General features: G+C 69.3%; 20 protein-coding genes. 7 read left to right on the forward strand and 13 right to left on the reverse strand.

Annotation, left to right across the window (positions count from 1 at the left end; translation table 11 throughout):
* The first annotated feature begins 27 nt into the window (after positions 1-27).
* From G582_RS0113920 to G582_RS0113940, 5 genes are read left to right on the forward strand one after another with little or no spacing between them, the layout of a single operon-like run.
* Positions 28-408: a diacylglycerol kinase gene (locus tag G582_RS0113920; protein ID WP_028840334.1), complete on the forward strand. Its 381-nt coding sequence runs from the start codon at positions 28-30 to the stop codon at positions 406-408.
* A gap of 32 nt (positions 409-440) precedes the next feature.
* Positions 441-1,190, forward strand: a complete 750-nt coding sequence (locus tag G582_RS0113925; protein ID WP_028840335.1) for a TerC family protein — start codon at positions 441-443, stop codon at positions 1,188-1,190.
* Positions 1,191-1,228: 38 nt separating this feature from the next.
* On the forward strand, positions 1,229-2,110 hold the full coding sequence (gene lgt, locus G582_RS0113930; protein ID WP_028840336.1) for a prolipoprotein diacylglyceryl transferase: 882 nt from the start codon (positions 1,229-1,231) through the stop codon (positions 2,108-2,110).
* The gene (locus G582_RS0113935; RefSeq protein ID WP_028840337.1) at positions 2,110-2,904 is read left to right on the forward strand and encodes a thymidylate synthase; all 795 of its coding nucleotides are present in this window, start codon (positions 2,110-2,112) and stop codon (positions 2,902-2,904) included. Before lgt ends, G582_RS0113935 begins: the two co-directional genes overlap by 1 nt.
* 7 nt (positions 2,905-2,911) lie before the next feature.
* Positions 2,912-3,403, forward strand: a complete 492-nt coding sequence (locus G582_RS0113940) for a dihydrofolate reductase (RefSeq protein ID WP_028840338.1) — start codon at positions 2,912-2,914, stop codon at positions 3,401-3,403.
* Here the strand turns inward: G582_RS0113940 and G582_RS0113945 are convergent.
* The 10 genes from G582_RS0113945 to G582_RS0113990 all read right to left on the reverse strand — a co-directional run bounded on the left by G582_RS0113945 (position 3,388) and on the right by G582_RS0113990 (position 12,828).
* Positions 3,388-4,320, reverse strand: a complete 933-nt coding sequence (locus G582_RS0113945; protein WP_028840339.1) for a symmetrical bis(5'-nucleosyl)-tetraphosphatase — start codon at positions 4,318-4,320, stop codon at positions 3,388-3,390. The two genes, G582_RS0113940 and G582_RS0113945, sit on opposite strands and share 16 nt — an antisense overlap.
* 1 nt (position 4,321) lies before the next feature.
* Positions 4,322-4,702 carry a Co2+/Mg2+ efflux protein ApaG gene (apaG, locus tag G582_RS0113950; protein ID WP_028840340.1) on the reverse strand — a complete coding sequence of 127 codons (381 nt, stop codon included), beginning with the start codon at positions 4,700-4,702 and terminating at the stop codon, positions 4,322-4,324.
* Positions 4,703-4,745: 43 nt separating this feature from the next.
* Positions 4,746-5,552, reverse strand: coding sequence for a 16S rRNA (adenine(1518)-N(6)/adenine(1519)-N(6))-dimethyltransferase RsmA (rsmA, locus tag G582_RS0113955; protein ID WP_028840341.1), 807 nt, complete (start codon positions 5,550-5,552; stop codon positions 4,746-4,748).
* Between the two features lie 26 nt (positions 5,553-5,578).
* On the reverse strand, positions 5,579-5,920 hold the full coding sequence (locus G582_RS0113960; protein WP_343122289.1) for a tRNA-binding protein: 342 nt from the start codon (positions 5,918-5,920) through the stop codon (positions 5,579-5,581).
* Entirely contained in the window at positions 5,917-6,891 is a 975-nt protein-coding gene (gene pdxA / locus G582_RS0113965; RefSeq protein ID WP_028840343.1) for a 4-hydroxythreonine-4-phosphate dehydrogenase PdxA, read from the reverse strand. The genes G582_RS0113960 and pdxA overlap by 4 nt, the downstream gene beginning before the upstream one ends.
* Positions 6,892-6,898: 7 nt before the next feature.
* A complete protein-coding gene (locus tag G582_RS16880; RefSeq protein ID WP_083961232.1) occupies positions 6,899-8,311 on the reverse strand; it encodes a peptidylprolyl isomerase in 1,413 nt (470 codons plus the stop codon).
* Positions 8,308-10,608, reverse strand: coding sequence for an LPS assembly protein LptD (lptD, locus tag G582_RS0113975; protein ID WP_028840344.1), 2,301 nt, complete (start codon positions 10,606-10,608; stop codon positions 8,308-8,310). The genes G582_RS16880 and lptD overlap by 4 nt, the downstream gene beginning before the upstream one ends.
* Positions 10,609-10,709: 101 nt before the next feature.
* Positions 10,710-11,621, reverse strand: coding sequence for a histone deacetylase family protein (locus G582_RS0113980; RefSeq protein WP_028840345.1), 912 nt, complete (start codon positions 11,619-11,621; stop codon positions 10,710-10,712).
* Between the two features lie 25 nt (positions 11,622-11,646).
* The gene (locus G582_RS0113985) at positions 11,647-12,198 is read right to left on the reverse strand and encodes a cob(I)yrinic acid a,c-diamide adenosyltransferase (RefSeq protein WP_028840346.1); all 552 of its coding nucleotides are present in this window, start codon (positions 12,196-12,198) and stop codon (positions 11,647-11,649) included.
* Positions 12,199-12,258: 60 nt separating this feature from the next.
* Positions 12,259-12,828 carry a DUF6580 family putative transport protein gene (locus G582_RS0113990; protein ID WP_051247304.1) on the reverse strand — a complete coding sequence of 190 codons (570 nt, stop codon included), beginning with the start codon at positions 12,826-12,828 and terminating at the stop codon, positions 12,259-12,261.
* A 42-nt stretch (positions 12,829-12,870) separates the two neighbouring features.
* On the opposite strand from G582_RS0113990, the gene ubiH reads away from it, so the two are divergent.
* Both ubiH and G582_RS0114000 read left to right on the forward strand, forming a co-directional pair.
* Complete coding sequence (gene ubiH, locus G582_RS0113995; protein ID WP_038054382.1) at positions 12,871-14,103, forward strand: 2-octaprenyl-6-methoxyphenyl hydroxylase; 1,233 nt, start codon at positions 12,871-12,873, stop codon at positions 14,101-14,103.
* Positions 14,100-15,302, forward strand: a complete 1,203-nt coding sequence (locus G582_RS0114000) for an FAD-dependent oxidoreductase (protein ID WP_028840349.1) — start codon at positions 14,100-14,102, stop codon at positions 15,300-15,302. Before ubiH ends, G582_RS0114000 begins: the two co-directional genes overlap by 4 nt.
* Before the next feature lie 21 nt (positions 15,303-15,323).
* Here the strand turns inward: G582_RS0114000 and rlmM are convergent, their stop codons facing one another.
* From rlmM to G582_RS0114015, 3 genes are read right to left on the reverse strand one after another with little or no spacing between them, the layout of a single operon-like run.
* On the reverse strand, positions 15,324-16,385 hold the full coding sequence (gene rlmM, locus G582_RS0114005) for a 23S rRNA (cytidine(2498)-2'-O)-methyltransferase RlmM (protein ID WP_028840350.1): 1,062 nt from the start codon (positions 16,383-16,385) through the stop codon (positions 15,324-15,326).
* On the reverse strand, positions 16,381-16,944 hold the full coding sequence (locus G582_RS0114010; protein WP_028840351.1) for a nucleoside deaminase: 564 nt from the start codon (positions 16,942-16,944) through the stop codon (positions 16,381-16,383). The genes rlmM and G582_RS0114010 overlap by 5 nt, the downstream gene beginning before the upstream one ends.
* 7 nt (positions 16,945-16,951) lie before the next feature.
* Positions 16,952-18,697, reverse strand: a complete 1,746-nt coding sequence (locus G582_RS0114015; RefSeq protein WP_028840352.1) for a glutamine--tRNA ligase/YqeY domain fusion protein — start codon at positions 18,695-18,697, stop codon at positions 16,952-16,954.
* Between the last annotated feature and the right edge of the window lie 80 nt (positions 18,698-18,777).

Below are 18,777 nucleotides of genomic sequence, written 5' to 3' on the forward strand. Positions count from 1 at the left end.
TGCCCGCCAGCACTCGAGTGCGCCCGCGTGGCTGACCTGTACGGACACCTTCCGCGCGGCCCCGCCGGGGTGCTGCGCGCCGCGCGCTGGTCGATGCTGGGCCTGCGCGCTGCCTGGCTGCACGAGTCCTCGTTCCGGCTGGAAGTCTGCCTGTTCGCCGTGCTCGGCCCGCTGGGCTGGTGGCTGGGCGCCACCCCGGTGGAACAGGTGCTGCTGATCGGCAGCTGCTTGCTGGTGATGGCGATGGAGCTGATGAATTCCTCGATGGAAGCGGTGATCGAGCGCTTCGGTTCCGAACGCCACGAACTGGCCGGCCGGGCCAAGGACATGGGCTCGGCCGCGGTATTCGTGCTGATGATCAACGTGGCACTGGTGTGGGCGCTGCTGCTGTTGCCGCGCTATCTGTAGACCGCGCTCCGGCGCGACATGAAGAGTAAAGAATGGACCTGAGTTTTCTTGCTTCCCCGGATGCCTGGCTCACCCTGGTGACCCTGAGCGCCCTGGAAATCGTGCTGGGTATCGACAACCTGGTGTTCATCTCGATCGCGGTCAGCCGCCTGCCGGAGCACCGCAAGCCGTTCGCGCGCAAGCTGGGCATCGCGGTGGCATGCATCACCCGCATCCTGCTGCTGGTGACCCTGGCGCACCTGGCGCGGATGTCGGAGGACCTGTTCGTGCTGTTCGGCCTGGGCATCTCGGTCCGCGACCTGGTGCTGATCCTGGGCGGCGCCTTCCTGCTGGTGAAAGGCCTGCAGGAAGTGCGCGACATGATCACCGGCGGCGAGGACGAGGACCCGCGCACCACCAAGACCTCGGCGGTGTTCGGCATGGTGATCGCGCAGATCGCGGTGATCGACATCGTGTTCTCGCTGGATTCGGTGATCACCGCGGTCGGCATCGCCGAGCACATCCCGATCATGGTGTTCGCGATCCTCACCGCGGTGGCGATCATGCTGCTGGCGGCAAACCCGCTGGGCCGCTTCATCGACGAAAACCCGACCGTGAAGATGCTGGCGCTGACCTTCATCCTGCTGGTCGGTGCGGTGCTGATCCTGGACGGCCTGGACGTGCACGTGCCCAAGCCCTACATCTACTTCGCGATGGGTTTCTCGGTGCTGGTCGAGTGGCTGAACCTGCTGATGCGCCGCAAGGCGGTGGCGCACAAGGTGCCCGGCGCCGGCGAGTGGTAACCGTCCCGAACTGACCCCCTTTCCGGAGCCGCAGCCGCATGCCCATCCTGCACCAGATCGACCCCGTCGCCGTTGCGCTGGGGCCGCTGAAGATCCACTGGTACGGGCTGATGTACCTGCTCGGCTTCGCGGTGGCCTGGTGGCTGGGCCGCCGCCGCGTGCGCGCCGGCCGCCTGCCCGGCGTGGACGACAACGGGTTCGGCGACCTGATGTTCTACGCCATGCTGGGCGTGGTGCTGGGCGGCCGCATCGGCTACGTGCTGTTCTACGACTTCGGCAGCTTCCTGCAGAACCCGCTGATGCTGTTCAGGGTATGGGAAGGCGGGATGAGCTTCCACGGCGGTCTGTTGGGCGTGCTGGTCGCGGGTGCATGGTGGTCGCGGCGGCAGCGCCTGCACTTCTTCGACACGGTCGACTTCGTCGCCCCGCTGGTGCCGGCCGGGCTCGGTTTCGGTCGCCTCGGCAATTACATCGGCGGCGAGTTGTGGGGCAAGCCCACCCAGGGCACGGCGTTCGAGGGCTGGGGCGTGGTGTTCCCGCACGCGTTGCCGGAGCCGTTCGCCTCGATGGATGCGGCGACGCTGAAGGCGCAATTCGACAGCGGAATACTGGATGCGTTTGCGCGCCATCCCTCGCAGCTGTATCAGGCCACGCTGGAAGGGCTGGTGATGTTCGCGGTGCTGGTCTGGTATTCACGCAGGCCGCGCCCGCGCTACGCGGTGGCCGGGCTGTTCGCGCTGCTGTACGGCAGCTTCCGCTTCCTGGTGGAATTCGTGCGCGAACCGGACGCGCAGCTGGGCTACCTGGCCTTCGGCTGGCTGACCATGGGCCAGGTGCTGAGCACGCCGTTGATCCTGCTGGGCCTGTTCTGGCTGTGGCGCTCGCGCAGCGCGCCCACGTTGGCGCCGGAAGTGCGCTGATGCGGCAATACCTGGAACTGCTGCGGCACGTGCTGGAGCACGGCAGCGACAAGGCCGACCGCACCGGCACCGGCACCCGCAGCGTGTTCGGCTGGCAGATGCGCTTCGATCTGGCCGAAGGCTTCCCGCTGGTGACCACCAAGAAATTGCACCTGCGCTCGATCATCCACGAGCTGCTGTGGTTCCTGCAGGGCAGCACCAACATCGCCTACCTGAAGGACAACAAGGTTTCGATCTGGGACGAATGGGCCGATGCCAATGGCGAACTCGGCCCGGTCTACGGCAAGCAGTGGCGCAGCTGGGAAGGCGCCAATGGCGAAACCTTCGACCAGATCCGCTGGGTGGCAGACGAGATCCGCCGCAACCCGGATTCGCGCCGGTTGATCGTGTCGGCCTGGAACGTGGCCGACCTGCCGAAGATGGCGCTGATGCCCTGCCACAGCCTGTTCCAGTTCTACGTGGTGGACGGAAAACTGAGCTGCCAGCTGTACCAGCGCAGCGGCGACATCTTCCTCGGCGTGCCGTTCAACATCGCCAGCTACGCGCTGCTGACCCACATGGTGGCGCAGGTCTGCGGCTTGGGCGTGGGCGATTTCGTGCACACGCTGGGCGACGCGCATCTGTACAGCAACCATTTCGAGCAGGCGCGCGAGCAATTGGCGCGCGCGCCGCGGGCGTTGCCGATGCTGAAGCTCAACCCCGAGGTGCGCGACATCTTCGGCTTCGGCTTCGAGGACATCGCCATCGAAGGCTATGACCCGCTGCCGGCGATCAAGGCGCCGGTGGCGGTTTGAACCAGCCATGCGCGTTTCGTTGATCGCCGCGCTGGACCGCAACCACGCCATCGGCCGCGGCAACGCGCTGCCGTGGCACCTGCCCGACGACCTCAGGCGTTTCAAGGCGCTGACCCTGGGCAAGCCGGTGCTGATGGGGCGCAAGACCGCGCAGTCGCTGGGCCGCGCGCTGCCGAAGCGCAGCAATCTGGTGCTGACCCGCGGCGGCGCGGTGCCGTTCGCGGGGATGCAGGCCGTGGCCTCGCTGGAAGCGGCCATCGCGTTGGCCGCGGGCGAAGGCGACGAGCTCTGCGTGATCGGTGGCGGCGAGGTCTATGCGCTGTCGCTGTCGCTGGCCACCCATCTGCACCTGACCCATGTCGAGACCGTGGTCGAAGGCGCGGATGCGTTCTTCCCGCGCCTGGACGCGCAGCGCTGGCGGGAAACCGCGCGCAGCCACCATCCGGCGGACGCGGCGCACCCGTTCGCGTTCGACTTCGTCGACTACGAGCGCGCCTGACCTTCGGCCGGCCGGCCGCCGTCGTGGCGGCGCGGGCCTTGTTGCCCATGCGGTTTGTTGCCCTGTCGCGGCGGGCGCTGCTTCGGCGCCGGCGCGGGCACGTCGCGGCCGGGCACCTGCGCCAGCTGGAACTCGTCGCCATCCAGCCGCAGCGCGGTGAGCTTGCCGCTCCAGACCGCGCCGGTGTCGATGGCGTGCACGCCGTGGCCGATGAACAGCCCCAACGTGCTCCAGTGGCCGCAGACGATCTTCAGGTCGCGCGGCGCATGGCCGGGCACCGAGAACCACGGATACAGGCCCGGCGGTTGGCTGCCGGGTGCGCCCTTGTGTTCGAACGCGATGCGCCCGCGCGGGCTGCAATAGCGCATGCGGGTGAAGATGTTGATGATGGCGCGGTCGCGCTCGCTGCCCTGCAGCCTTGGCGACCAGTCCGGGCCGTCGCCGTACATGTTCTTCAGCAGCTTGCGATAGCCGTCGCCGCGCAGCCGGGCCTCGATCTCGCGGGCGTGTTTCTCGGCCAGCTGCGTGGTCCATTTCGGCGCCAGCCCGGCATGCACCATCATCCAGCCCAGCTTGCGGTCCACGTGGGCCAGCTTGCGCCCGCGCAGCCATGCCAGCAGCTCCGGCGCGTCGTCGGCGAACAGCACGCCCTGCAGGTCGGGGTTGACCCGGCGCTGTTCGTCCGGCGTGCGCTCGGCCACCGCCAGCAGCGACAGGTCGTGGTTGCCCAGCACCACTTCGCAGTGTTCGCGCAGCGAATGCACCAGCCGCAGGGTTTCGATCGACTGCCCGCCGCGGTTGACCAGGTCGCCGCAGAACCACAGCCGGTCGGCCGCCGGGTCGAAGTTGATCTTCTCCAGCAGGCGCTGGGTAACGTCGTAGCAACCCTGCAGGTCGCCGATTGCCCAGACGGCCATCTCAGTGCAGCGTGCGCGGGATGGACAGGGTGAACGCCGGGATCGGCGCGGCGAAGCGGGTGCCGTCGTCGGCCAGCACGTCATAGCTGCCGCGCATGGTGCCGATGTCGGTCTCCAGCACCGCGCCGGAGGTGTACTGGAAGCCCTCGCCCGGGCGCAGCCACGGCTGCTCGCCCACCACGCCTTCGCCCACCACCTCGCGGACCTTGCCGTTGCCGTCGGTGATCAGCCAGTGGCGGCCCAGCAGGCGTGCCGGCACGCGGCCCTGGTTGCGGATGTGGATGGTGTAGGCGAACACGTAGCGGTCTTCCTCCGGCGCCGACTGGTCGTCGAGGAAGCGGGTATCGACGTCGATGTCGAACTGGTAATCGTTGCTGCTCATGCGGACATTCTAGCGGGCGCGTGGCGCGCCGCGCCGGTTCCGTTCAGGCGCCGAGCAGCAGGTTGGCCAAGCGCACGAAGCCGGCCACTTCGACCTGCTCCGCGCGCGCGTCCGCGCGCAGGCCGGCGGCTTCGATGGCCGCGGCATCGGCAACCCCATTGAGGGCGTTGCGCAGGGTCTTGCGGCGCTGGCCAAAGGCGGCGCGGACGACGTTGGCGAACACCGCGCGGTCCCGCACCTCGATGCATTCCGCCGGTTTCGGCAGCAGCCGCACCACCGCCGAGTCCACCTTCGGCGCCGGCCGGAACGCGCCCGGCGGCACCACGAACAGCGGCGTCACCGAGCAATAAGCCTGCAGCATCACGCTCAGGCGACCGTACACCTTGCTGCCGGGGCCGGCGGCCATGCGTTCGACGACTTCCTTCTGCAGCATGAAGTGCATGTCGCGGATCGCCGCGGCGTGGTCCAGCGCGTGGAACAGGATCGGCGAGCTGAGGTTGTAGGGCAGGTTGCCGACCAGCCGGATCTGCCCGCGGCTATCGCCACGCTGCGCGGCCAGCGCGGTGAAATCGACGCCCAGCACGTCGCCCTCGATCAGGTGCAGCGTGCCGTGCTCGCGTGCAGCGGCCTGCAGCGGCGCGTGCAGGTCGCGGTCAAATTCGATGGCGGTGAGCTCGCCATGCTTCTTCAGCAGCGGGAAGGTCAGCGCGCCCTGGCCAGGGCCGATCTCGACGAGGACATCGCCCGGCCGCGGGTCGATCGCCTGCACGATCTTCTCGATCACGCCCTTCTCGTGCAGGAAGTTCTGGCCCAGATGCTTCTTGGCCGGTTCAGTGAAGCCGGTGTTCATGGCAGGCGGGCTCGTGGCAGGCGGGCTCATAGCAGGCGTGTTCCCAGCGGCACGTCGCGGTCCGGTACGCACAGCGCCACCGCGCCGTCGGCGTCGTGGAAGCCGGTGACCAGGCATTCGGACATCAGCGGGCCGATCTGTTTGTTGGGGAAGTTGACCACCGCTACGACCAGCCGGCCAACCAGATCCCCGGGGCGATAGTGCACGGTGATCTGCGCGCTGGACTTGCGCACGCCGAGTTCGGGGCCGAAGTCGACCTGCAGCACGTAGGCCGGCTTGCGCGCCTGTGCGAACGGTTCGGCGGCAAGCACCCGGCCCACGCGCAGTTCGACCTTCAGGAAGTCGTCGAAGCCGATGGTTTCCATCATGCGTCCGCTTGCCGCGCCGCCAGCTGCGCGCAGCAGCGGATGGCGGCGAACAGGCTGGACGGATCGGCCTTGCCGGTGCCGGCAAGGTCGAGCGCGGTGCCGTGATCCACCGCCACGCGCGGGTAGGGCAGGCCGAGGCTGATGTTCACCGCGTTGGCGAAATCGGCGTGCTTGAGCACCGGCAGGCCCTGGTCGTGGTACATCGCCAGCACTGCGTCGAACCCCGCCAGCTTGCCGGGCAGGAAGGCGGTGTCGGCCGGCAGCGGGCCGACCAGGTGCAGGCCATCGGAGCGCAGGCGCTCCAGCGTCGGAATGATGATGTCCAGCTCCTCGCGGCCCAGATGGCCGTCTTCGCCGGCGTGCGGGTTCAGCCCCAGCACCGCGATCACGGGCGCGGCGATGCCGAACTGCAGGCGCAGGGCCGCATCGACGATCCGCAGCGTGCGCTCCAGCGCGTCCGGGGTGATCCGGTCGGCCACTTCGCGCAGCGGCAGATGCACGGTCTGCAGGGCCACCCGCATCGTCGGGTTGGCCAGCATCATCACCACCTCGGCGCCGGCGTGCGCGGCCAGCAGGCCGGTGGTGCCGGTATACGGAATACCGCCGTCGTTGATGACCGCCTTGTGCACCGGGCCGGTGACCAGACCGTGCATGCGCCCGTCGAGGCAGGCCTGCGCGGCGCTGGTCAGCGCGGCGATGACCGACACCGCGTTGGCAGGCTCGGGCGTGCCGGGCGCAACCTGGTGCGGATGCGGGATGTCCACGATCTCCAGGCTGCGCGGCGTCGCCGGGGTTTCACCGGCGCGATGCAGGACCAGTGGCAGCGATAGCGCGGCGGCGGCGCGATGCAGGCTTGCGGCATCGCCGAACACGACCAGATCCGCGTCCCAGTCGCGCTGGGCCGCCTGCACGACGAGTTCCGGGCCAACGCCCGCGGGCTCGCCGGGAACCAGCGCTAGCAGCGGGCGCATGGATGCCTCAGAAGACTGCTCGGCTGCCCTCGGGGCGTTCGACCGGGGCCATCTTGGGCTTTTCCTTCTCGGTTTGCGGCAGCTCGGGCTGGGTGGACTTGCCTTGCTCGTTGCGCACGTCCACGTAGGCTTCGCCGCGCGTCTCGCGCAGGAAGCGGTCCCACTCTTCTTCCAGCTTGCGGCGGCCGATGGTCTCGCGTACCTGTGCGCGCAGGTTCTCGTCGCCGGCGGCGATCTCGCGGCTGGCGTTGCGCTGCACGATCACCCAGCCGGCATCGGTCTTGAACGGCGCCGAGGTCTGGCCGTCGGACAGCGCGGCCACCTGCATGCCGAAGGCGGTGCCGTAGGTGTCGGCGCCGAACCAGCCGAGGTCGCCGCCGCGACGGCGGGTGGTGGCATCATCGGAATCCTCGCTGGCCAGCTTGGCGAACTCCGCCCCACCGGCCAGGCGCGCCGCCAGCGTGTCGATCTTCGCCTTGGCGGCGGCATCGTTGGTCTTGTCGTCGACCTTGACCAGGATCTGCCGCGCCGAGAACTGGGTGACCTTGTCGCCACCGGCGGCGGCCTGGGTGCGGGTGCCGACCAGCTGCAGCAGCTGGAAGCCGCTGGGGCCGCGGATCGGGCCGATCACCTGGCCGTCCTGCATCTGCTGGATGGCCGATGCGAACGACGGCGGGATCTCGTTGGCGCTGCGCCAGCCCAGATCGCCGCCTTCCAGCGCGTTGGGGCTGTCGGAATAGCGCACCGCGGCGGCGGCGAAGGTCATCTCGCCGCGGTCGATCAGGCCCTTCACGCCCTCGATCTTCTTCTGCGCAATGGCGATTTGCTCCGGGCTGGCCGCTTCCGGCGTCCCCACCAGGATATGGGCGAGGTGGAACTGCTGGGTCGCGGTGGCGGAGACGTTGGCCATGGCCGCGTCGACTTCGGCTTCGCTGACGTTGATGCGGCCCTGGGCGAAGCTCTGGCGCAGCTTCTGGGTGATGATTTCGTCGCGCAGGCTGTTGCGGAAATCGGTGAACGACATGCCGTCCTGCGCCAGCCGCTCGCGCAGCTGATCGATGCTCATGCCGTTCTGCTGGGCGACGCCTTGCACCGCGCGTTCCAGGTCCTGGTCGGTGGCGGTGATACCGGCGTCGGTGGCGCGCGAAATCTGCAGGCGCAGCAGCACCAGGCGCTCAAGCACCTGCCGCTCCAGCACGTCCGCCGGCGGCAGCTGGGTGGCCTGGCCGGCGTACTGGGCGCGGATGTTGGCGATCGCGCGGTCCAGTTCGCTGCGCAGGATCACGTCCTCGTTGACCACGGCGGCGATGCGGTCGACCGGCTGGAGGGCGGCGGCGTCCTGCGCGGACGCGCCACCGGCAAGCAGCAGCACGGGCAGCAGCGCGGCGAGGTAGCGGGGAGCACGATGGATGGAGGTCATGGATTGGCGTTCGCGTTGTCGGGCGGGGAAGGCTGGCCCGTGGCGGTCTGCGGCGGCACCAGATAAAGGTCGTCTCGATTGTAGCCGAGGATCGCCCGGCGCAAGGCGCTGCGCGCGTCCTGGCCGGCCGAACCCAGACCTTTGAGTTCGATTTCGAACATCAGCGCATTGCTCAGGTCACCGGCGCGGTTGTGCACGTAGCGGCGGGCTACAAGCCGCATGGCGATGCAGCAGCTGTCCCACTGCACCCCGGCCAGGCTTTCCAGCGCCTTGCGGTCGCGCAGCGAGTAGTAGCTGCGGCCGACCAGGCTCCAGCTGGGATTGAGCGGGTACAGGAACGACACGTCCACCTGCTCCAGCAGCGCGCGGCGATAGCGGTAGGCGAGGTTGAACACGCCTTGGTCGGGCAGCAGGTAGCGCGCGCGCAGGCTGGCGAGGTCGGTGCGTCCGAACTTCGGGTCGCGCTGGTAGGAAGCGCCGATGGTCCAGCGGTCGGTGGGCGCGTAGTTGACATCGGCCACCCACGCCGAGCGGCCCTTTTCGGTCACCGGCTCGTTGGGCAGGCGCACCCGCGATTCCTTGAGGTAGCGGATCTGGCCGAGGCTGGCGGAAAAGCGTTCGAAACCATCCGCCTGGCGGATCATGCGCGAGCTGACCGCCAGCGTGATCTGGTTGGCATCGGCCTGGCGGTCGGCGCCGGAATAGCGGTTTTCGCGGAACAGCTGGCCCCAGCTGAAGGTCAGCGGCTGGGTGTCGAACACCGGCATGTCGGCCTGGTCTTCGTAGGGCACGTTCAGGTAGAACAGGCGCGGCTCGATGGTCTGCAGATAGCGCTTGCCTTTCACCTGGGTTTCGCGGTCGAAGAACAGCCCGGTGTCGACGCTGAAGATGGACTGCGCGCGGGTCGGTGACTCGCCGCCCAGCGCCTGCCCCAGCGCGCGGTCCAGCGAATAGCCGGTGTAGCGCCAGGCCAGGGTGGGGCGCAGGAACCAGGCGTCGCCTTCCAGCGGCGCGCCGATCCACGGGCGCAGGTCCACGCGCGAACCGGCGGCGTACAGCGGATGGTGGAAGCGCACCGCCTCGGCATCGACGCCGGCGTGCAGCAGGCCACCGACGCGGCGCTCCCAGTTGAGGTAGGCGCGCGGCAGGCGGTCATAGGGCAGCACCGCGTCGGTCAGGGTGTAGTCGGCCAGCTGCCAGTGGTCGGCGACCACACCGGCGGTCCAGTCGCGGCCACGGCCGTACACGCCCAGCGCGCTGTACGAGGTCGCCTGTGACAGGCCGTCGATGCTGCTGCTGAAGTCTTCGTAGTAGCGCGGGTCGCTGATCCAGTTGAGGCTGGCGCGCGCCTGCCAGTCGGGGGTGAGGTTGTGCACGCCTTCGAAATGCCCCAGCCCGCGGCTGCGGTCGCGCAGTTGATCGTTCGGCATCCACACGCCGTCCAGCGTGCCCTCGCCGTCCTCCAGCAGGTAGCGGAACTGGCCGCCCAGCAGCGCGCCACGCTTGCTCATCCAGCGCGGACTGAGGGTGGCGTCGTAGTTGGGCGCCAGGTTCAGGTAGACCGGCTGCCGCCAGTCGAAGCCGTTGCGGCCGGAATTGGAGATCGACGGATACAGCAGGCCGGTGCGGCGGCGCTCGTCGGTGGGGAACATGAACCAGGGCATGTACAGCACCGGCACCTTGCCCACCTTCAGGCTGGCGCCGCGCGCCACCGCCATGCCGGATTCGGTGTCGATGTCGATCCGGCGCGCGCTCACTTCCCAATGGCGCTGTTCAGGCGGGCAGCTGGAGAAGGTGGCGCCGCGCAGGCTGCCGAGCTCGCCGGTCAGGTTCAGGCTGTCCGCCTTGCCGTTGCCGCGCCGTGACAGCAGCTGGTACTGCAGATCCTGCATGGTGTGGGTGTCGGTGTTCTGGTCACCCTCGGCGCGGGCCGCGCGCAGGCGCAGGCCGCGGGCCTGGAAGCGCACGCTCCCTTCCGCCGCGTAGTTGCCCGCCTCCTTGTCGAAGATGAGCTGGTCCGCGCCCATGAACTGGTTGCCGCGACGCATGGTCACGTTGCCCTGGAACACCGGGTTGGCGTCGGTACCAGAGAGCAGGTCGCCCTCGATATCGGTGGGCGTGTCGCCGGTGGGATCGATGTTCAGGCCTTCCGGCGCGCGGATGGCGTCGGCGAACGGCGGCACCACGTCGCCGATCGGGCACAGCCGCCAGGTCTGCGGCGGGTCGTCGGCGGCGCGCGCCTGCAGGCAGAACGCGACGCACAGGGACAGGGGAAGCAGGCGCAGGACGGGGCGCACGGGCGATCCGGGGCGAAAAACGGATCGTTAGCTTGCCGGAAGCGGCCAGCAGCGGCAAACGCAGGACGCACCGCGCGTTTGCGTGCGCTTCAGGCGCGGGCTCAGAAACGCAGCGTGTCGATGTGCGCCACCACGCATTCGGCCAGCGTGGCGAGGTCGTAGCCGCCCTCCAGCGTGGAGACGAGCCTGCCGTCGGCATGGCGGTCGGCGATGATGACCAGTTCGCGGGTCAGCCAAGCGAAATCCTCGGTGTCCAGCAGCAGCCCGGCCAGCGGGTCACGGCGATGGCCATCGAAACCGGCCGACACCAGCAGCAGCTGCGGCTTGAATGCATTCACCGCCGGCAGCAGCTCCTCGCGCCAAACGGTGCGGAAGTCGACGCCGTCGCTACCCTTCGGCAGCGGCGCGTTGAAGATGTTGCCGCAGCCGGTTTCGTTGCGCGCGCCCGACTCCGGATACAGCGGCCACTGGTGCGAGCTGGCGTAGAGCACCCGCGGCTCGAGTTCGAACACCGCCTGGGTGCCGTTGCCGTGGTGGACGTCGAAATCGACGATTGCCACCCGCTCCAGGCCATGGCGATCGATGGCATGGCGCGCCGCCACCGCCACGTTGTTGAACAGGCAGAAGCCCATCGCCGCTGCCGGGGTGGCGTGGTGGCCGGGCGGGCGCACCGCGCAGAACGCGCGCCGCGTGCGTCCGGACATCACTGCATCCACCGCCGCCACGCCGGCGCCGGCGGCACGCAGCGCGGCCTCGGCGGACTGCGGCGACAGGAGGGTGTCGGGATCCAGCGGCTGCAGTTCGCGCGGCGCGGTTTCCAGCACCGCGTCGAGCAGATGCGCATCGTGTACGCGCAGCAGCTGGCCGCGGCTGGCGGGCGGCGCCTGCTGCCAATCCAGGTCGGGGTGCGCGGCTTCCAGTGCATGCAGCACCGCGCGCAGCCGTGCCGGGCGCTCGGGGTGGTCGGGGCCGGTGTCGTGGGCCAGGCAGGCAGCGTGGGTGTAGATCTGCATCACCTGCCGTCCCTCCGTCCGGGTTCTACCTGCGGCGCTCGTGCTTCCACAGCACTTCGCCGTGGCCGCTGGCGCGGGCCAGTACGCGGCACAGCACGAACAGCAGGTCGGAAAGGCGATTCAGATAATGCACCGGCTGCGGGCGCACGCTTTCCAGCCGCGCCAGTTCCACCGTGCGGCGCTCAGCGCGGCGCACCACCGTGCGGGCGACGTGGCAGCGCGCCGCAGCGATCCCGCCGCCAGGCAGGATGAATTCCTTCAGCGGCGGCAGGTCATGGTTGTAGTGGTCCACCTGTGCTTCCAGCGCTTCGATGTCGGCATCGAAGATGGCCGAATGGCCGGGAATGCACAGCTCGCCGCCAAGATCGAACAGCTGGTGCTGGATGCGTACCAGCAGTTCGCGCACGTCGTCCGGCAGCTCTGCCGCCAGCAGCACGCCGATGCACGAATTGGCCTCGTCGACGGTGCCATAGGCCTCCACCCGAGCCGAATCCTTGCCGACGCGCGAACCGTCGCCGAGGCCGGTGCTGCCGTCATCGCCGGTGCGGGTATAGATCTTGCTGAGGCGATTGCCCATGGATTCCTGCTTTCCTTCTTCCGTTTGCGGGAGAAGCGTTCGAAGGCGGGAGGGGGACTGTTACGCCGTCTGCGCGCGCAGCGCCGGAACCTGCCGGCGCAGCAGCTCGAAGCCGCCGAACAGCAGCGCCGCGTAGAACAGCGTGCCCAGCACGGTCCACTGGAAGAACGGCACGCCGGCGATGAAGGCGGCAGCCAGGCCGGCAGCGTTGTGCGGATACATCGCACCGAACGCCCACACGCCGGCGTTGGTCAGCACGAAGAACAGCAGCGAGCCGGCCAGCGAATAGCCCAGCACGCGGCCGGCGCCGACCTTGCCGCGCAAGCCGAAGCCCAGCACGGTGGACAGGGCGATGCAGGCATACACCATCAGGTAACCGGCGCTGGCGAAGTAGCTCCAGTAGATGCCGCCATTGACCAGGCCCAGGATCAGGTCGGAGGCGAACATCGCCACCAGCGGCACGATCAGCGCCCAGTGGCGCTTGGCGAAATAGGCGCCGCCGAACAGCGCGACCGCCTCGATCGGGGAGAAATTCGGCGGGTGCGGAATGACCCGGCTCAGCGCCGCGACGAAGATCAGCGCGGTAAGCAGCAGCGGGCCGGCGGGGAGCGTCGAGGCGGGGCGATTCATGGCATTGGGACGGCTGGACTGCGGAGCCGTTAGCATAGCGCAATGTCCACTCAAGCCCCTGGAAACGGCCCCGTGCATGACGTGCTGATCGTCGGCGGCGGCCTGGTAGGTGCCAGCCTCGCGATCGCGCTGGATGCGCAGGGGCTGGACGTCGGCATGGTCGAGGCGGCACCCGCCGGCGCGCTGCCGCCGGTGTTCGACCAGCGCAACCTCAGCTTCGCCGAGGCCACCCTCAACGCGCTGCAGGCGCTGGGGGTGCTGCCGCTGATGCGCGCGCCCACCGGCCCGATCCGGCGCATCCACGTCAGCCGCCGCGGCGACTTCGGGCGCATGCTGCTGGACGCGGAGGCCTTCGGGCGCGGCGAGTTCGGCCGGGTGGTGGTGGCGCGCGATTTCGGCGAGGCCCTGGAGGTACGGCTGCTGCAGTTGAAGCACCTGACCCGTTACCGGCCCGCGCGCTTCATCGGCCTTGGCGAAAGTGGCGACGGCATGCGCCATGTCCGCATCGCCGACGCGAATGGCGAGCGCACGCTTCGCACGAAGCTGCTGGTGGCCGCCGACGGCGCCCGCAGCGCGCTGCGCGAGGCACTGGGCATCACCGCCCGCGAACACGACTACGGCCAGACCCTGTTCATCGCCCGCCTGCGCACGCAGCGCGCGCCGGACGGCACCGCCTTCGAACGCCTGACCGACCACGGCCCGACCGCGCTGTTGCCGCGCGGCGATGGCCATTACGGCCTGGTCCACGGGGTGCCACGCGAGGACGCGGAGGCCGTGGCCGCGCTCGACGATGCGGCTTTCCTCGCGCGCGTGCAGGACGCCTTCGGCTGGCGCGCCGGCCGCTTCCTGTCGGTCGGCGAACGCAGCCGCTACCCGATGCTGGGCTGCGTGGCCGATGCGTTGGTGGCGCCGCGCGCGGTGCTGGTGGGCAATGCCGCGCAGTCGATCCATCCGCTCGGCGCGCAGGGCTTCAACCTCGGTCTGCGCGATGCGCTGACGCTGGCCGAATGCATCGCCGGGTACGCCGCCGATCCCGGCGATGACGCCGTGCTGCGCCGTCACGCCGCGCGTCGCGAAGAGGACCGCAACCGCACCATCGCGTTCTCCGATGGGTTGGCCAGGCTCACCGCCAACGACGCGCCGCTGCTGCGCCCGCTGCGCAGCGCCGGCCTGGTGGCGGGCGATGCCTTCGGCTGGCTGCAGGGCTGGCTGGTGGGCGGGGCGATGGGCTACCGCGCCGACGTGCCGGCGCTGTGCCGCAAGGTGGCCGCATGAACCGGCGCGGCATGCTGGATGCAGTCGTCGTCGGCGGCGGCGTGGTCGGCGCCGCCAGCGCCTTGATGCTGGCGCGGGAAGGCCTGCAGGTGGCACTGGTGGAAGCGCGTGCGCCGACGCCGTGGCAGCGCGCGGCGCGCGACCTGCGGGTGTTCGCGTTCGCGCCAGACAATGCAGCGCTGCTGGCGGATCTGGGCGTGTGGGCGCAGGTCGAGGCGACGCGCGTGCAGCCCTATCGCGGCATGCGCGTCTGGGACGCGGCCGGCGGCGCGCCGCTGGCCTTCGATGCCGACGCGCTGGGCGAACCGCAGCTGGGCTGGATCGTCGAGAACGGCCTGCTGGTGGACGCGCTGTGGAACGCGCTGCCGGCGGCGGGCGTGCGCCTGCACTGCCCGGCGAAGGTGGAAACGCTGGCGCAGGATTCCAGCAGCGTGCGCGTGGGCCTCGACGATGGGCTGGTGCTGGAAGCGCGGCTGGCGATTGCCGCCGATGGCGGCCACTCCGCGCTGCGCCGGCTGGCCGGCATCGAGGCGCCGTCGCACGACTACCACCAGCGCGGGCTGGTCGCCTTCGTCGCCAGCGAAGCGCCACACCGCAACACCTGCTGGCAGCGCTTCCTGGCCACCGGCCCGGTGGCGCTGCTGCCGTTCAACGACGATGGCGATGCGCAGCTGCGTGGCCGCCTCGGTTCGATCGTGTGGACGCTGCCGGAAGCCGAGGCACAGCGCCTGCTGGAGGTGCCACCGGCGCAGTTCGAGCGCGAGCTGTCGGCGGCCTTCGGGGGCGAGCTGGGCGGCTTCACGTTGCAGTCGCCGCGCGCGGCATTCCCGCTGCGCCGGCAACTGGCGCAACGGCAGGTCGAAGGTCGGGTGCTGCTGGTCGGCGATGCCGCCCACGTGATGCACCCGCTGGCCGGGCAGGGCGTGAACCACGGCCTGCGCGACGTCTCCGCGCTGCGCGCGATGCTGCGCGACGCGCTGGCCAAGGGCGGTGACATCGCATCGCAGACGCGGCTGGCGCGCTGGGCGCGCGCGCGCCGCAGCGACAACGCGCTGGGCGCACACGCCTTCGACGCCATCAACCGCGTCTTCAGCAACGACATCCTGCTGCCAACGCTGCTGCGCGGGCATGCGCTGGGGCTGGCCGGGCGGATGCCACCGCTGGTGCGCGCGCTGTGGCGGCACGCGGCGGGACGGTAGGCGCGCCGGCGTCGAGCCGGGTCAGCCGCGTGGGCGATCGACCGTGGCGCTGGCGAACACGGTGATCTCTTCGCGGTCGTGATAGAGCTGCTTGGCGCGGATGGTCAGCGGCCGGTCGGCCTGCTGTGCGAACAGGTCCAGGCACAGCCGGGTTTCCTGCCAGCGCTTCTTCATCGGGAGTTTCAAGTTGAAGATCGCGTGCCGGCACCAGCCTTCGCGCAGCCAGGTGGCCATGCGTTCCGCGACGCGTCGCGGCTGCTCGACCATGTCGCAGACCATCCAGTCCAGCGGGTAGGGCGGCTGCCAGGAAAAACCGTCGGCGCGCAGGTGCTGCACCATGCCGGTATCGAGCACATGCTGGCGCAGCGGGCCGTTGTCGATGGCTGAAACCCGCAGGCGGTTGCGGATCAGCACCCAGGTCCAGCCACCCGGTGCGGCTCCGAGGTCGGCCGCCACCATGCCTTCCTTCAGCAGACGGGTGCGTTCCTCTTCGCTCAGCAGCACCAGCAGCGCTTCTTCCAGCTTGAGCGCGGAGCGCGAAGGCGCGTCCTTGTGGGTCTTCAGGCGCGGGATGCCCAGCGGCCATGGCGCGCTGTCGGCGGGGTGGCTGCTGGCCAGCAGGGCGTGGTCGCCCGCGACGAGGCAGACATGCAGGCGCGGCAAGCGGCGGCTGTCCTGCTGGGTCAGCAGGTCGGCCTTGCGCAGCGCCGGCCGCAGCGCGTTGCCCAGGCTGCGCGCCAGGCCGGCCAGCGGCTTGCCGGCGTCGGAATCGGGGTGCTCCATGACCAGCTCGCCGAAGCGCGGCCCGCCCTGCAGTGCCGCCAGCATCGGGGCGATGCGGTCGCTCGGGTCAAGCCCGCTCAGCTCGGCCAACAGGCGCAGCTTCTGTCGCGCGAAGATCAATTGTGCGAACGGCAGGGCACGGTCCAGCGCGTCGCCGTCTTCGCAGAAAAACACCACATGGCCGCTGTCGCGCTCGGTGCGCGCATAGCCGGCGATGCCGGCCTGCGCGGCGCGATCGGTCAGTTCGCCGGCCAGCTCCGGTTCGAAGCCCTGGCGGCAGTAGCACAGCAACCCGTCAATAATTTGGTCCGCCCAGTTCGCCGTAGGTCTTCAGCACCGCACAGGCGGCGTGGCGCTGCACGTCGCGCACGACTTCAATGCCGCGCTTGTTGAGTTCGCCCACCCAGTCCGGCGGCAGCGGGCCTTCGTCGAAGGCGGTCAGCGCTTCGACGTCCTCGCTGCGGGCACCGATCAGCAGGCGGTCGATGCCGGCCCACATCGTAGCGCCGTAGCACTGGCAGCAGGGTTGCGCGGACGTGGCCAGGGTCATCGGACCGCCAAGCTCGTTCAGGCGGAACTGCTGCAGGCGCTGCTGCGCCAGCATGTAGGCCATGGTCTCCGCATGCGCCAGCGAGCAGCTCTGGCGCACCACCCGGTTCACGCCCACCGCGATCACCTGATGCTGCGGGCTGAACACCACCGCGCCGAACGGCCCGCCGCTTTGGCGCTCCACGTTGTATCTGGACAGCTCGATGGCGAAGCCCACCTTGGCCTCGTCGCTGGAGAAGTCGCGGCCGGCTACGTCCAGTTCCAGCACCCAGATGGGCAGGGTGATGTGCAGCTGCGCGGGAAGCGGCATCGCCATGTCAGGCCTTCTGCGCCCAGGTGTCGCGCAGGGTCACGCTGCGGTTGAACACCGGCGCAGCGGTCTTGTGGTCGTAGCGGTCGGCGACGAAATAGCCCAAGCGCTCGAACTGGAAGCCCTGTTCGTTTGCCGCCTGCGCCGCGGCCGGCTCCACGTAACCCGTCACCACTTTGCGCGAATCGGGATTGAGGTAATCAACGTAGGTCTTGCCGCCTTCGTCGTTGTCGGGATCGGCGACGGTGAACAGGCGGTCGTACAGGCGCACTTCCGCCGTCACCGCATGCTTCGCGCTGACCCAGTGGATGGTGCCCTTGACCTTGCGGTTGGCGCCTTCCATGCCGGGGCGCGATTCCGGGTCCAGCGTGCAGCGCAGCTCGACCACGCGGCCGTCGGCGTCCTTGATGGCCTCATCGCAGCGGATGATGCCGGCTCCGCGCAGGCGCACTTCACCATTCAGGGTCAGGCGCTTGAAACCCTTCGGCGGCACTTCCTCGAAGTCTTCGCGCTCGATCCACAGCTCGCGCGAGAACGGGATGCTGCGCTCGCCCTGCGATTCGTCCTTGGGGTGGTTGGCGAAGGTCAGGGTTTCCTCGTGATCTGCCGCGAGGTTGGTCAACACGACTTTCAGCGGATCGATGACCGCCATCCTGCGCGGTGCGTGCGCATCCAGGTCGTCGCGCAGCGCGCCTTCGAGGATGGAAATGTCCAGCAGCGAGTTCTGCTTGCTGATGCCCACGCGCTCCACCATCAGCTTCAGCGCCGACGGCGTGTAGCCGCGGCGGCGGATGCCCTGCAGGGTGGGCATCCGCGGATCGTCCCAGCCATCCACCAGCTTGTCGGTGACCAGCGCCATCAGCTTGCGCTTGCTCATCACCAGGTAGTTGAAGTTCAGCCGCGAGAATTCGATCTGGCGCGGCTTGCCGGCTTCCTTCGGCAGGCCCTTGGCGACCAGCGGCTCCAGCAGCTCGGGGTTGCCGGCCAGATCCACGTGGTCCACGCACCAGTCGTACAGTGGGCGATGGTCCTCGAACTCCAGCGTGCACAGCGAATGGGTGATGCCCTCGACGGCGTCGCCCAGCGCGTGGGCGAAGTCGTACATCGGGTAGATCGGCCATTCATTGCCGGTGTTCTGGTGCTCCACGTGCTTGATCCGGTACAGCGCCGGGTCGCGCAGGTTGATGTTGCCGCTGGCCATGTCGATCTTGGCGCGCAGGGTGCGCGCGCCGTCCGGGAACTCGCCGGCGCGCATGCGCCGGAACAGGTCCAGGTTCTCCTCGACGCTGCGTTCGCGGAACGGCGAATTGCGGCCCGGCTCGACCAGGCTGCCGCGGTATTCGCGCACCTGTTCGGCGCTGAGGTCGCAGACGAAGGCCTTGCCGTCGCGGATGAGTTTCTCGGCGGCAAGGTAGTACACGCCGAAGTAGTCCGAGGCGTGGCGCAGGCTGTGCCAGTCGAAGCCCAGCCAGCGCACGTCGTCCTGGATTGCGCGCACGTACTCGGGGTCTTCGCGCGCCGGGTTGGTGTCGTCCAGGCGCAGGTTGCAGACGCCGCCGAACTCGGCCGCAACGCCGAAGTCCAGGCAGATCGCCTTGGCATGGCCGATGTGCAGATAGCCGTTGGGTTCCGGCGGGAAGCGCGTCTTGATCGCGCTGTGCTTGCCGGAGGCCAGGTCGTCCCTGACGATCTGGCGAATGAAATCGGTGCGGACGGGGGCGTCGGCGGCGGGCGGGGCGGGGGTCGAGGACACGGCGTGGGTGCTTGCTGGGTAGTCCGGTAGTTTATCCGAGCCGCGTCTGGCAAGTGTTTCGCGGTGGTGCGACGGGGCGT

Source organism: Thermomonas fusca DSM 15424 (assembly GCF_000423885.1).
GTDB classification, from domain to species: domain Bacteria; phylum Pseudomonadota; class Gammaproteobacteria; order Xanthomonadales; family Xanthomonadaceae; genus Thermomonas; species Thermomonas fusca.

Bases quoted from the DNA above. Each gene is read 5' to 3' on its own strand.
- G582_RS0114000 (WP_028840349.1), top strand. From the start codon at position 14,100: ATGAACCGGCGCGGCATGCTGGATGCAGTCGTCGTCGGCGGCGGCGTG.
- rsmA (WP_028840341.1), bottom strand. From the start codon at position 5,552: ATGAACACCGGCTTCACTGAACCGGCCAAGAAGCATCTGGGCCAGAAC.
- pdxA (WP_028840343.1), bottom strand. From the start codon at position 6,891: ATGCGCCCGCTGCTAGCGCTGGTTCCCGGCGAGCCCGCGGGCGTTGGC.
- ubiH (WP_038054382.1), top strand. From the start codon at position 12,871: ATGTCCACTCAAGCCCCTGGAAACGGCCCCGTGCATGACGTGCTGATC.
- G582_RS0113990 (WP_051247304.1), bottom strand. From the start codon at position 12,828: ATGAATCGCCCCGCCTCGACGCTCCCCGCCGGCCCGCTGCTGCTTACC.
- G582_RS0113935 (WP_028840337.1), top strand. From the start codon at position 2,110: ATGCGGCAATACCTGGAACTGCTGCGGCACGTGCTGGAGCACGGCAGC.
- G582_RS0113925 (WP_028840335.1), top strand. From the start codon at position 441: ATGGACCTGAGTTTTCTTGCTTCCCCGGATGCCTGGCTCACCCTGGTG.
- apaG (WP_028840340.1), bottom strand. From the start codon at position 4,702: ATGAGCAGCAACGATTACCAGTTCGACATCGACGTCGATACCCGCTTC.
- G582_RS0113945 (WP_028840339.1), bottom strand. From the start codon at position 4,320: ATGGCCGTCTGGGCAATCGGCGACCTGCAGGGTTGCTACGACGTTACC.
- lgt (WP_028840336.1), top strand. From the start codon at position 1,229: ATGCCCATCCTGCACCAGATCGACCCCGTCGCCGTTGCGCTGGGGCCG.
- G582_RS16880 (WP_083961232.1), bottom strand. From the start codon at position 8,311: ATGACCTCCATCCATCGTGCTCCCCGCTACCTCGCCGCGCTGCTGCCC.
- G582_RS0113985 (WP_028840346.1), bottom strand. From the start codon at position 12,198: ATGGGCAATCGCCTCAGCAAGATCTATACCCGCACCGGCGATGACGGC.
- G582_RS0114010 (WP_028840351.1), bottom strand. From the start codon at position 16,944: ATGCCGCTTCCCGCGCAGCTGCACATCACCCTGCCCATCTGGGTGCTG.
- G582_RS0113960 (WP_343122289.1), bottom strand. From the start codon at position 5,920: ATGATGGAAACCATCGGCTTCGACGACTTCCTGAAGGTCGAACTGCGC.
- G582_RS0113980 (WP_028840345.1), bottom strand. From the start codon at position 11,621: ATGCAGATCTACACCCACGCTGCCTGCCTGGCCCACGACACCGGCCCC.
- G582_RS0113940 (WP_028840338.1), top strand. From the start codon at position 2,912: ATGCGCGTTTCGTTGATCGCCGCGCTGGACCGCAACCACGCCATCGGC.